Below are 13,147 nucleotides of genomic sequence, written 5' to 3'. Positions count from 1 at the left end.
GAAATTATTAAAACTATTTCATTTTATAATAATGGTGTTATAATGTTTCTTAAACCGAACACAAAGCTGGATAGAGTTAGGAGGACATAGAAATGTTAGATTTGAAACAAATGGCTGAGGTCTGCCGCCGTGAAGATTACTTAGACGCTTCCTTATATAAAAAGCATAATGTTAAAAAAGGCTTACGAGATCTTGATGGGAAGGGTGTTTTGGCTGGACTGACCAACATTTCCACGATTCATCCGCAAATCATGGATGGAGACAAGGTAGTCTCAAAGTTTGGAGAATTACGTTACCGCGGGATCGATATTAACGAGTTAGTGAACGGATTTGTTTCAGAAAAGCGTTTAGGCTTTGAAGAAGTCAGTTACTTGTTATTATTTGACACTTTACCAACCCAAGCTGAACTGACAGAATTCAAGGATTTAATCGGTAAAAGACGAACACTTCCAACCAATTTCACACGTGATGTTATCATGAAGGCGCCCTCACATAATATAATGAACATGATGTCCCGTAGTGTCCTGACATTGGGATGTTATGATGATAAGACGGATGATATCAGCATTGAGAATGTTTTGGATCAGAGTTTATCATTGATTGCTATATTTCCGATGATCGCCGTTTATTCTTACCATGCCTATAATCATGGAAAAGGCGACAGCATGTATATTCATCGTCCAGCGGAAAACCTAAGCACCGCTGAGGCAATTTTAACCATGTTGCGGCCAGACAAGCAGTATACTTTCCAAGAAGCACAGACTTTGGATATGGCATTAGTTTTACATATGGAACATGGTGGGGGGAATAATTCTACCTTTACCACGCGCGTAGTGACCTCTAGCGGGACTGATACGTATTCAACGATTGCTGCCGCATTGGGGTCATTAAAAGGGCCAAAACATGGGGGAGCGAATATCAAAGTCACCCGCATGATGGAAGATTTGAAGGCCAACGTCAATGATTGTGAAGATGAGAACGATATTCGGGCCTATTTAGAAAAAATCCTGAATAAAGAAGCCTTCGATAAGCAAGGATTGATTTACGGCATGGGTCATGCGGTCTATGCAGAATCAGATCCGCGAGCGGAAATTTTTAAACGCTATGTTGAGAAGTTGGCCGAAGAGAAAGGCTCCGCGGCTTCTGCTGAATTTGATCTCTATCGCAAAGTCGAACGCTTAGCACCAGAAATCATTTCTGAAAAGCGTAAGGTCTATAAAGGCGTCAGCGCCAATATCGATTTCTTTAGCGGGTTTGTTTATCATATGCTGGATTTGCCGCAAGAATTGTACACACCGATGTTTGCGATCGCTCGAATCGTCGGCTGGTCGGCCCACCGAATCGAAGAACTGATCAATGTTCAAAAAATCATTCGACCGGCTTATATGGAAGTTTCTGAGGATCAGAATTATCAAGAGCTTGGCAAACGAAAGTAAGTAAAAAGGAGGTCTGACAGAACTTGTCACACCTCCTTTTTGTTTATTCCGCAATCAATCCTAACTCCACACAGGCTTTCCAAATTCCATCATCTGAGACAGGAGCCGTCACGTGGGCGGCTTTTTCTTTCAGTGCCGGGGCCGCATTTCCCATGGCGACAGGAAAGCCGACGGCATCAAACATGGTAAAGTCATTCTCTTCATCGCCGAAAGCTAAAGCTTGGTCGGCGGTGATTGCCATTTCTGCGCAAATTTTATGGATTCCTTCCGCCTTAGTTCCTGTTTTCAAATGGATATTTGCCGCGACCGGAGCGACTTTTTCAGCGATCAATGGTGAATCAATCCCTAATTTAAAGTCTGTTCGTTCATTCCAACCAACGATTAGCTGTAGAACGTTTTCTGGTAAGGGATCACTTTGCTGTAATAAAGCTTTTTTTGAAGGATGCTTCTCATTTTGCTGCTCGTCTTCATAGCTGTAGATGAGATCAGCCGTTTCGATCAAATACGCAATTTCTTCTTGTTCTAGATGCGCTATCAGCTTTTTAAGTAAGTCATTTGGGATACTGTTTTGATGAATTATTTTTCCTTGATAATGAACACAGTTGCCATTGGAAGAAATAATACTGTCCACGCCAAGTTCTTCTGCCAAAGCTGCCAGCGTCTGATGATTGCGTCCTGAAGCGATCACGGGTTCGATCTGATTCTCCTTTAGCTTCCGCAACGCCAACTTAGCCGAGGCAGGGATGCGTTCTCCAAAAGGCAATGTATGAGGCAACTGATTGTCCACCAACGTCCCGTCAATATCAAAAAAAGCAACACGGAAATTTTTCATACCAACACTCCTAACCTTTGAATTCGGTTCCATTGCTGTTAATCCAAGTATAAAAGAAAATTCAATCAGGCGCATCTCTTTTTGAGTTGAAAGTGTCAAATGTAGCGATAGGGAATTCCTTCATTTCGTTAAGAGAAGAAACTTTTTTTGGGAAAAGAAGCGTTTCCATCGTTTCGCGAGTATAATAGAGGTGAAGAACTGACTATTGAAAGGGAGGGAGAGGTATGTTAAATCCATTCATTAATGCAGGTTTAGAGATTATTTTAAAAGAACTTTATCGCGATAATGTCACCACTGAACAAGTTTATCAAACCACCGACATCCGCAAAGAACGCCTAATTGTTTATGTGTATCCCGATCAATTGAAGTTTGTATTTGTTGACCAAGAAGCTGAAACGCCAGAACTATAAAACGTTTTGCCCGATGATTCAGTTTGCGATGCTGAATCATTTTTTGTTGGACTAGTGACTCAGAAACCGGCTAGAGTCGTTAACTTGAATTTATTCTTGAATGTTTGTAGACTTTAATTATCAAAAGAGTGGAAGAAGGTAGAATCTCATGAAGACAGTCAAGTTGGCAAAGCAATCGGTTTTTCCAATCGGTTTAGGAACGTGGAAAATGGGAGAAGAACGAGCTCCAAGAAAGCAAGAAATCGCGGCGTTACGTGCCGGAATCGAAGCCGGTGCAGAAGTGATCGATACGGCTGAGATGTATGGCAACGGCTTATCAGAAGAACTAGTTGGTGAGGCGATCACATTTTATGACCGAGAAAAATTATTTTTGATTTCGAAGGTCTTGCCATCAAATGCCTCAAAGAAGCAATTAACAAAAAGTTTAGACGCCAGTTTAAAACGCTTGAAGACTGATTATTTAGATCAGTATTTGCTCCATTGGCCAGGTCAAATCCCTTTTCAAGAAACGATCGAAGCTCTAGAAGAACAGCGGCAAAAAGGCAAGATCAAGTCATGGGGTGTTTCGAATTTGGACACTGACGAATTGAAGGAAATCCTACGTTTAGAAAATGGCGACCATTGTGCCACGAACCAAGTCTGTTATAACTTAGGAGATCGTGGAATCGAGTTTGATTTGATTCCACTGATGCGGCAACAGCAAATGCCATTGATTGCCTACTGTCCCTTAGCGATGGGAGATAGTCAAGGCTTTCATTTTACCAAAGAGAAAACCCTAGTAGAACTAGCCGAGAAACATGATTGCGATATTTTCCAGCTTTTATTAGCTTGGTGCATTAGAGACGGTCAGACGATCGCAATTCCAAAGGCGGGAAAAACCGAACATGTTTTAAGCAATTTGAAAGCCACTGAGATTCAGTTAAGTGAGGAGGATTTAATTCAGTTGAATCAAGTCTATCCCGAACCTACAAGAAAAATGCCGTTGACTATTTGGTGATTAGTAAGCCGACTAAAATCAGTCGGTTTTTTTAACTGCAAAAAATTGTGGTATGATGGCTGGAGAAAATTGAGTTAGAGGCGGTGGAGAGGAATGGCAATCAAAGAAAAAGTACTACACATGATGGGGACGGTCATTCATTTGTGGCTCCAGCACGAGAAGCCGGAACCACTACTAGCTAAAGCGGAAGAAATGTTGATCGATTATGAAGGGCACTTTAGCGCAAATGATAATCGATCAGCGTTGATGCAGCTTAATCAACAGGCGGCTAGTCATTTCGTGAAGGTGGATAAGGAATTATTTGAATTGATCTCGATCGGAAAAGAACAAAGTCTCATGACTGATAGTTTTTTGAACATCGCGCTTGGTCCGTTAGTGAAGGAATGGCGGATTGGTTTCAAGGATGCCCATTATCCAGAGGCTCATCAGATTAAGGGATTATTGCAGCTTACAAATCCTGCAGATATTTTATTGAATGAAGCAGAAAGAACGGTGGCTTTCCGTCAGCAGGGCATGGAGATTGATCTAGGCGCGCTGGCTAAAGGCTATTTCGCAGATAAAATCATTGCTTTTTTCCGACGCGAGGGAGCACAGGCGGCCTATATCGACTTAGGAGGTAATGTACTGACCTTCGGGGAAGCACCGTTTCATGAAGACGGCTATTGGCGAGTGGGGGTTCAGAATCCCTTTTTACCCAGAAACCAATATGCGGCGGTGGTTAAAATCAAGAATCAATCGGTTGTCACTTCGGGAATTTATGAGCGAAAATTTGAATGGCAAGGAAAAACCTACCATCATATTTTTGACCCTCACACGGGTTTTCCGATCCAATCCTCTTTGGCCAGCTTGACTATTGTTTCTAAGCAATCACTGGATGGCGAAATATGGACAACCCGCTTATACGGGAAAACTCCGTCAACTATTATCACAGACTTGAATTCAATTCCGACGATCGAAGGCTTAGTAATCACAAATCAAGGTGAATTGGCCTTTAGCCAAGGATTAAAAAAGAATATCGAATTGTCATAAAAAAACGAAGCCCCGGCTTCGTTTTTTTATGTCTTTAAATTAAGAAAAGTCATGCTTTAGTTGTGAAAGAAAACAATCGATCAAGGCTTTCTCAGGTTCGTCTAAAGTTTTGTTGGCAGAGTGAGCGATAAAATAATCCAATGACAATAACTCTTTTGAGAGGGGGAGAATATTAAAATGTTGCTGCTCGTCTTGTACCGCTATCTGGATGCTTTCTGGGAGAAAGGCGATCCCCAGATTTTGCTTAGCTAGTTCTCGAACCGTAAAGACATTATTGCTCTCTAAGACGATTCGAGGCTGAACCTTATACTTTTGCAGCAAGTGATCAATTTGGCGTCGGATTGGAGAACCTCGCGAAGTTAGTACTAGTTCTTCTTGCAACAATTCCTTTATTGTCATGGTCTGCTCCGTTAATTGCTGCGTCTTTTTTTGATAAAAACGTGATTTTTCAGGAATCACTGCATAATAGCCATGTTTTCCATGCTGATGGACAATCAAGTTAGGCGAAAGCATCTCAGGGTTTTGACCAATCAAAAAATCTAATTCACCAGCTAACAAACGTTTTTCATTCGCTTCTGGAATATCTTCATACAGTTCAACGTTGACCGCCGGATACTTTCTCATAAAATCTGGTACGAACAAGGGCAATAAGTACGTTCCTAGGCTAGACAAAACACCGATACGGATCAAAGGGCCTTCTGCTGAAGAATAGTGACTGATTTTTTTTAGAAATTGTTCTTGCTGAGTTTCTAAAGAGTTGAGGTATTGATAATAGATTCGCCCAGCTTCTGTCAGTTGAAGCGGGTTCGTCTTTCGATTGATAATATCGATCCCTAGTTCCTTTTCAACTTTTTTGATGGTCTGAGTTAAATAAGGTTGCGAAACATAAAGGTCTTTCGCTGCTTTAGTATAGTTTCCATGTTTAAGAAGTATATCCAGATACTGCAAGAGCACCGGAGAGTCCATCTGTACCATTTGCTGTCCCTCCATAACTGTTTGGTTATAGCTTGATAATTAAATAAATATTTCACAAGGCTTGTTCTCTGATCTAGACTATAGCCAAGAAAGCTCTTTGTCAAATGAAATTAGTTTCAATAGGCAAAGAATATTATTTTAGATTTATTTGTGCGCAACTACACAAACGAAAGGATGAATGAAATGAAACTTATCGGTATCGTTGGGACGAACTCAAGCCGTTCCACTAATCGTCAATTATTACACTATATCCAAAAGCACTTTTCGGAACAAGCGGAGATTGAGATTTGCGAAATCAAGGATCTACCTGCATTTAATGAACCGGAGGAAGCGGTGGCTCCTGCTGCGGTGAAGGAATTATCAGACAAGCTAGATGAGGCAGACGGAGTAATCATTAGTACCCCTGAGTACGACCACGCGATTCCCGCTGTGTTGAAAAGCGCCTTGGAATGGTTGTCATATACGACACGGCCACTGATTGATAAGTCTGTTATGATCGTTGGCGCCTCTCATGGTTCTCTTGGCTCCTCCCGAGCGCAAGCACATTTACGTCAAATTTTGGATGCACCTGAATTAAAAGCTCGGATCATGCCAGGCATGGAATTTCTATTAGGTCGTTCTTTGGAAGCTTTTGATGAGTCTGGAGAATTAGTTTACGGAGATAAGGTGACAGAGTTGGAGGAATGTTTTGAAGAATTTCAACTTTTTGTTACTCTCACGAACCAACTAACAAAAGACCAACGTTTTAAAACAGAACAAAAGCGTAATTTTACCTGGGAACAGGCGGCAAATGGAGGAATCGAAAAATGAAATTTATTGGACTTGTAGGAACGAATGCAAAAAAATCATACAATCGAGAATTATTACAGTTCATGCAAAAACATTTTGAAGCAAAAGCGGAAATTGAAATTTTAGAATTAACGGATGTGCCGATGTTCAATGAAACCGATGATCAATCCAATAGCCCGGTGATTCAAGCGTTCAATAATAAAATCATGGAAGCTGACGGAGTAATCATTGCCACACCTGAACACAATCATTCGGTTCCATCAGCGTTGAAAAGCATTATCGAATGGTTGTCTTTTAACCTCCATCCTTTTGACGGGAAACCGGTCATGATCGTAGGGGCTTCTTACGATGTTCAAGGTTCTTCCAGAGCGCAACTACATTTGCGCCAGATCTTAGATGCTCCTGGCGTAAATGCGACTGTGATGCCCGGCTATGAATTCTTACTAGGCCGTGCTCATCAAGCCTTTAATGATGCAGGGGATCTAAAAGATGAACGGACGATCGATTTTCTAGAAAGCTGTTTTTGGCACTTTTTACGCTTCACTGAAGTGGCGAATTTATTGAATGTTCCTGAAGATGTGACCTTTGAACCAGGTTCGTTTACAGTCACAGCGCCTGGACACAATGGTGATCTACCAATGACAGTCACTTTATCACAGGAGCGAATCGAAAGCATTGATATCGATACTTCTGGCGAATCAGAAGGAATCGCGGATGTGGTCTTCACCCGGATTCCACAACAAATCGTTGAAGGTCAAACTTTGAATGTGGATGTATTGTCAGGGGCTTCTGTCACAAGTAATGGCGTAATTGACGGCGTAGCGAAGGCGATAAAAATGGCCGGAGCAAATCCCGACACGCTGAAAAAACGTCCGAAAGCACCTAGCGCGTTAGTTACCCATGATGCGGCATACACGACGGATGTCGTTGTAGTCGGCGCAGGAGGTGCAGGATTGACTGCCGCCTCAAAAGTTTTACAAGAAGGTAAAAAAGTCATCGTCGTTGAAAAATTCCCAGCTATCGGCGGAAATACCGTTCGTACTGGTGGTCCGATGAATGCGGCAGACCCAGCATGGCAAAATGGCTTTGCGGCTAAGCCAGGAGAAAGTCATACCCTGAAGGAAATGGCTGAACTGGATGAAAATCAAATTGATCCAGAATACCGCGAAGATTTTCGAACATTGCAAAAAGAAATCGCCGCTTACCTAGCAGAAAATGACGATCCAAACGGCTATCTCTTTGACTCAGAATTATTTTATCGTATGCAAACCTATTTAGGAGGCAAGCGGACCGATCAACAAGGAACAGTTATTTACGGACAATACGATTTAGTGAAGACCTTGACGGATCGAGCGATGGAATCAGTCGAATGGTTAGAGGCAATTGGAGTCGAATTTGATAAGACAGACGTAACCATGCCAGTAGGTGCTTTGTGGCGTAGAGGACATAAGCCATTAAAAAATGAAGGTTACGCTTATGTATCTGCTTTGAAAGCCTTCGTCGAAAAAAATGGCGGTCAGATCATTACCGATACGGCAGTGAAAAACTTGATTATTGAAGACGGAAAGGTCACAGGTGTCGTTGGGGAAGGGATGAATGGTCAGCAAGTGACTGTCCATGCAGACGCAGTAATCTTAGCTTCCGGTGGTTTTGGCGCAAATACAAAAATGTTGAAGGAATACAATACCTATTGGACAGAAATTGATGATGACATCAAAACTTCTAATTCACCAGCGATTACAGGTGATGGAATTCTACTTGGTCAACAAGCAGGCGCAGATTTAGTCGGAATGGGCTTCTCACAAATGATGCCAGTCTCCGATCCAGAGACAGGCGCGTTATTTAGTGGTTTGCAAGTTCCGCCACAAAACTTTGTAATGGTAAACCAGAAAGGCGAACGTTTTGTCAATGAGTATGGTAGTCGGGATCTCTTGACCCAAGCAGCGATTGATAATGGCGGATTGTTCTACTTGATCGCTGATGAGCTGATTAAAAATACTGCTTACAATACTTCGCAAGAAAAAATCGACAAGCAAGTAGCGGCGGGAACTTTGTACCGAGCAGACACATTAGCAGAATTAGCTGAACAAATTCAAGTTGATCCGCAAGTTTTAACAGCAACGATTGAAAAATACAACGCAGCAGTTGATGCCGGCGTAGACGAAGAATTTGGCAAAGACGTCTTTGATCTGAAGGTTGAAGTAGCACCATTTTATGCGACGCCTCGGAAACCAGCTGTCCACCATACAATGGGTGGGTTGAAAATTGATGTAAATACTCATGTGTTAGATAAAGAGGGCGCGGTTATTCCAGGCTTATACGCTGCGGGAGAAGTAGCAGGCGGAATCCATGCTGGAAATCGACTTGGCGGAAACTCATTGACAGATATTTTTACCTTTGGACGTATCGCCGGTAAAACAGCAATCAATGAACTAAAAGCCCACACAGTAAAAGTGTAATGGAGGAAATTATGATAACTAAAGTTAATCGATGGCAGATTCTTATCGCCTCAACCGCTGTATTGTTATGTACAGGTGCAATCTATGCCTTCAGTGTTTTTGCGGGACCTTTGAGTGCCGCGAAAAACTGGAGCATGGGAGAAGTGATGACGGCTTTTGCAATCAACTCAGCGATTGGGCCGATCCCAATGATCCTTGGCGGCTTTTTGACAGATCGCGGATTAGCGAAGTGGACGATCACGATTGGTGGTTTGATGTTTGGTTTAGGTTTCTTTTTATCAGGAATGGCGAACACGACGACGATGCTATATCTGACTTATGGTGTACTAGGCGGCTTAGGTCAAGGTTTGGCCTATTCAGGCTGCTTAAGCAATACAATTAAATTGTTCCCAGATAAAAAGGGTTTTGCTTCAGGAATCATCACAGCTGGGATGGGTGGTGCGGCGATCATCGCAGCACCAATTGGAAACTATTTGATTCAAACACATGATGTGTCTTACGCTTTTCGTGTTCTAGGTATTTTCTATATGGCGGTAGTGGCTATGGCCAGCCTGTTTATCAAGAAGGCGCCGGTAGGTTTTCAGCCGGCAGGTTGGACGCCACCGACTGTTAAAGGCAATCCTAAAGGGAATAATAAGAACTGGCGAGACATGCTGAAGACACCTAATTTCTATTTGATTTTTCTAATGATGTTTACCGGGGCTTTTTCAGGCTTGATGATCGCGTCCAACGCATCAGCGATCGGACAACAAATGTTCCACTTGTCAGCTAGTACAGCGGCCTTTTATGTGAGTCTGTATTCGTTGAGTAATTGTTGTGGCCGTGTCTTCTGGGGAATTATTTCTGATAGACTTGGGAGAAATCAAGCATTGAATATGATCTTTGGTGCAGTTATTGTCGCTTTTATTATGCTAGTGGCCTTTTCATCTTCACTAGGCTTCGCTGCGGGAATCATTGTACTAGGTTTGTGTTTTGGCGGCGTGATGGGCGTTTTCCCTCCATTAGTAATGGAAAATTATGGTCCGGTCAATCAAGGGGTCAATTACGGTATAATTTTCTGTGGCTACTCCGCGGCAGCATTCTTTGCACCTAAAGTCGCAATCAGTCTAGCTACGAGTCATCAAGGGAATTTTACCCAAGCTTTTTATGTGGCGATTTGTGTTGCCGGAATTGGGATCTTATTGAACATCGTTTATCTTCAATTGAAGAATAAAGTGATGAAAGCTTCAATCAATTAAAATAGTGTTGTCTGCTTATCAAAGCAATGTGAGAAGGTTTGCCTCTTACACTGCTTCGATAAGTTTTTTTTGTGGGTAGCTGTTTAAAGCAAGGGTTGGAGTCGAGAAAGAAGTTACAGATAAAGCTACTATTATTTTTTTGCAAATAAAAAGGAACGATCTCTCAAGATCGTTCCTTTTTATAATGGAGCTGAGGGGAATCGAACCCCTGTCCAAACATCTCTTAACCTAAATCTCTACGCTCATAGTCAACTCATTTAAGGTTTCGCTCGATAGCATGCCGAGTGACAAGCAGTCTATTTCGCTAGTCTGGTGATCTCTTTTTTAACTTACAGACGGAAAGTTAAAACGTATCCCACTTAATTTGAGACCCTGATCCGAGCACATGGGCGATGCCGGGAGGATCTACGCTAACTGTTTTTAGGCAGCTAAAGCGTAAGAGTTGTTATTGTTTTTAGCAGTTATATTTAACTGTAACGTTTTTACGTAGACGTAACCTACGAAGCGCAACTCAGGCCCGAACAATGCCTGTCGAATCCAGAAACAGCCCCTTAATAAAATTTTACTGCAAGTGAAATTATAACATTCCATCATCGAAAAAGCAAAGAACTAAGCAAAGCTTTCAAGCTTTAGCGAAAGTCATGAATTGTCAGAGGAAAGCGCTAAAAAGATTGAAGAAAAAGCAAATTGTTAATGAAGATATAGGTAAGGTAATGGTTGAAAAAATTGAAATAGAGTATACTAAGTATGAGAATCAGATGATACTAGGGGGATATTGTATGAATATTTTAATGATTGAAGATAATGAATCCGTCTCTGAAATGATGCAGATGTTCTTTTTAAATGAAGGCTGGGAAGCTGAATTTAAATACGATGGCAAAGAAGGTTTGGAGGCGTTTAAAGCAGATTCGCAAAAATGGGACATGATCACGCTTGATTTGAATCTACCTAGCATGGATGGAATGGAAGTAGGTCGTGAGATTCGCAAAATTTCAAGCACGGTACCGATTATTATGCTGACGGCCAGAGATTCCGAAAGCGATCAAGTGATTGGTTTGGAGATGGGAGCTGATGACTACGTCACAAAACCCTTCTCGCCGCTGACTTTAATTGCACGGATCAAAGCATTGCATCGTCGTAGCGAACTAGCGACTGAACCGAATAAGGAAGTTGCAGCGAACAATGAGAACTTTGATATCCAAACCGATCATTTCAAAATGAACTTGAAGACGCGAGAGGCTTATTTGGATGATAAGGCGATTGAGGGACTGACGCCGAAGGAATTTGATTTGCTTTATACAATGGCGAAGAAGCCACGACAAGTCTTTACTCGTGAACAGTTGTTGGAATTGGTTTGGGATTATCAGTATTTTGGCGATGAGCGGACAGTCGATGCTCATATCAAAAAGCTGCGTCAAAAGATTGAAAAAGTCGGATCGCAGGTCATTCAAACGGTTTGGGGCGTCGGTTACAAATTTGATGATACCGAGGTTGCTCGATGAAGTATCTTTATCAGCAATTGTTGGCTTTCGGCGGATTGATATTGTTGATCCTGTTGACGTTGGGACTTTCTTTTACCCAATTCACGCGAAAAACACTTGAGGATAATAACTATAAAGAATTGTTCGGCTATGCCCGCTCGGTTGAAAAAACCAATCTTTCTTTCAGCAGTCAATATGATTGGATGACAGAAGACGCGGCCTTTCAAAATGCCATTAGTGTCACCGAAGTTAGTTTGAATCAACAAGGGGTGACCTTTGTTTTCATCGACAAGGATCAAAATGTCCAATACCCGCAAAAAGCCGGTAAGGTCAATAAGCACTTAGTTAGCGACGCGCAGTGGAAGGCGTTGAAGGCTGGTCAGCAGCAAAAGGAAACCAGCACGAAGAATGTGATGGGGCAAAATCAAACGACTTCCTATGCGATGGTGCCGTTTTTCAGCAATGATTCTTTTTATGGAGTACTTTTGGTCAGTCAGCCGGCGATGAACGTGGAAAATAGCGTCAATTCTATCGTGACGGACCTATTTAAAGCCTTCATTATTGCCTCGATTATCGCGATCATCGTCAGCTATTTATTTGCTACCAGACAGGTAAAGCGGATCAATCGAATGCGTTCGGCCACTAAAGAGGTGGCCACAGGAAACTTTGATGTAGTAGTACCGAATCGCAATCGGGATGAATTTGATGATTTAGCCAATGATTTTAATCAAATGACCATCTCTTTGAAAGAGTCGCAAGATGAGATCGAGCGGCAAGAAGAACGTCGGAAACAATTTATGGCAGATGCTTCTCACGAGATGCGGACACCGCTGACGACCATTAATGGTCTTTTGGAAGGGCTGCAATACAACGCGATCCCGGAAAATCAAAAGGCCAAAGCAATCACTTTGATGCAAAATGAAACATCCCGATTGATTCGTTTGGTCAATGAAAATCTCGATTATGAAAAGATCAGGACCAATCAAATCAGTATTATTTTGCAGAAGTTCAATGCCACTGAAGCAGTTTCTACTCTGTTGACGCAACTAAAAGCCAAAGCCGAGGCTTCTGGCGACCAGCTAGTCTTGAACACGGATGAAGCGATTGACGTCTATGCGGATTACGATCGGTTCGTTCAAGTGCTGGTGAACTTGATTCAAAACGCGATCCAGTTTACACAAAATGGGACCATTAAAGTCTCAATCCAAAAAGAAGCCGCTGCGACAGCGATCAAGATCAGCGATAATGGGATCGGTATGTCGGAGGAACAAGTAAAAAATATTTGGGATCGCTATTACAAAGCCGATCCATCACGGAAAAATACGAAATACGGCGAGTCCGGACTGGGATTGTCCATCGTTCAAGAATTAGTTCGCCTGCATCATGGAACGATTGAGGTTGCCAGCGAACTTGAAAAGGGAACGACCTTCAAGGTGACATTTCCCGATGAAGTAAAAGAAGACATAAAAGAAGAAGCGTAAAACCAAATCGGTTTTACGCT

Annotated in this window: 11 protein-coding genes and 1 other RNA gene; 9 read left to right on the top strand and 3 right to left on the bottom strand. The window is 42.2% G+C overall.

What is annotated here, in order from left to right:
• The first annotated feature begins 92 nt into the window (after positions 1-92).
• The gene (locus IGI54_RS07195) at positions 93-1,436 is read left to right on the top strand and encodes a citrate/2-methylcitrate synthase (protein ID WP_430620287.1); all 1,344 of its coding nucleotides are present in this window, start codon (positions 93-95) and stop codon (positions 1,434-1,436) included.
• Between the two features lie 43 nt (positions 1,437-1,479).
• Here IGI54_RS07195 and IGI54_RS07190 read toward each other — a convergent pair whose 3' ends face one another.
• Positions 1,480-2,268: a Cof-type HAD-IIB family hydrolase gene (locus tag IGI54_RS07190; protein WP_071862853.1), complete on the bottom strand. Its 789-nt coding sequence runs from the start codon at positions 2,266-2,268 to the stop codon at positions 1,480-1,482.
• 224 nt (positions 2,269-2,492) lie between these two features.
• Between IGI54_RS07190 and IGI54_RS07185 the strand changes: the two genes are divergently transcribed.
• The 3 genes from IGI54_RS07185 (at position 2,493) to IGI54_RS07175 (ending at position 4,704) form a co-directional block, all read left to right on the top strand.
• Entirely contained in the window at positions 2,493-2,678 is a 186-nt protein-coding gene (locus tag IGI54_RS07185; protein ID WP_071862852.1) for a hypothetical protein, read from the top strand.
• Between the two features lie 148 nt (positions 2,679-2,826).
• Positions 2,827-3,675 carry an aldo/keto reductase gene (locus tag IGI54_RS07180; protein WP_430620286.1) on the top strand — a complete coding sequence of 283 codons (849 nt, stop codon included), beginning with the start codon at positions 2,827-2,829 and terminating at the stop codon, positions 3,673-3,675.
• A 93-nt stretch (positions 3,676-3,768) separates the two neighbouring features.
• On the top strand, positions 3,769-4,704 hold the full coding sequence (locus tag IGI54_RS07175) for an FAD:protein FMN transferase (RefSeq protein ID WP_430620285.1): 936 nt from the start codon (positions 3,769-3,771) through the stop codon (positions 4,702-4,704).
• 39 nt (positions 4,705-4,743) lie between these two features.
• Here IGI54_RS07175 and IGI54_RS07170 read toward each other — a convergent pair whose 3' ends face one another.
• A complete protein-coding gene (locus tag IGI54_RS07170; RefSeq protein WP_430620284.1) occupies positions 4,744-5,679 on the bottom strand; it encodes a LysR family transcriptional regulator in 936 nt (311 codons plus the stop codon).
• A 183-nt stretch (positions 5,680-5,862) separates the two neighbouring features.
• On the opposite strand from IGI54_RS07170, the gene IGI54_RS07165 reads away from it, so the two are divergent.
• Genes IGI54_RS07165 through IGI54_RS07155 form a run of 3 tightly spaced genes read left to right on the top strand, consistent with a single transcriptional unit; the run spans position 5,863 to position 10,165 of the window.
• Entirely contained in the window at positions 5,863-6,489 is a 627-nt protein-coding gene (locus IGI54_RS07165) for an NADPH-dependent FMN reductase (protein WP_430620283.1), read from the top strand.
• Positions 6,486-8,927: a flavocytochrome c gene (locus IGI54_RS07160; protein ID WP_430620282.1), complete on the top strand. Its 2,442-nt coding sequence runs from the start codon at positions 6,486-6,488 to the stop codon at positions 8,925-8,927. The genes IGI54_RS07165 and IGI54_RS07160 overlap by 4 nt, the downstream gene beginning before the upstream one ends.
• An 11-nt stretch (positions 8,928-8,938) precedes the next feature.
• A complete protein-coding gene (locus tag IGI54_RS07155; RefSeq protein WP_430620281.1) occupies positions 8,939-10,165 on the top strand; it encodes an L-lactate MFS transporter in 1,227 nt (408 codons plus the stop codon).
• Between the two features lie 182 nt (positions 10,166-10,347).
• Here the strand turns inward: IGI54_RS07155 and ssrA are convergent.
• Positions 10,348-10,716, bottom strand: a transfer-messenger RNA (tmRNA) gene (ssrA, locus tag IGI54_RS07150).
• Between the two features lie 228 nt (positions 10,717-10,944).
• Between ssrA and IGI54_RS07145 the strand changes: the two genes are divergently transcribed.
• Positions 10,945-11,667: a winged helix-turn-helix domain-containing protein gene (locus tag IGI54_RS07145; protein WP_430620280.1), complete on the top strand. Its 723-nt coding sequence runs from the start codon at positions 10,945-10,947 to the stop codon at positions 11,665-11,667.
• A complete protein-coding gene (locus IGI54_RS07140) occupies positions 11,664-13,127 on the top strand; it encodes an ATP-binding protein (RefSeq protein ID WP_430620279.1) in 1,464 nt (487 codons plus the stop codon). The genes IGI54_RS07145 and IGI54_RS07140 overlap by 4 nt, the downstream gene beginning before the upstream one ends.
• The last annotated feature ends 20 nt before the right edge of the window (positions 13,128-13,147 follow it).

The sequence above is a fragment of the Enterococcus sp. DIV0800 genome, assembly GCF_050559735.1.
GTDB lineage: Bacteria > Bacillota > Bacilli > Lactobacillales > Enterococcaceae > Enterococcus_A > Enterococcus_A devriesei.
Note: the sequence above shows the minus strand (reverse complement) of the source record. Positions and strands in the feature narration are given on the sequence as shown.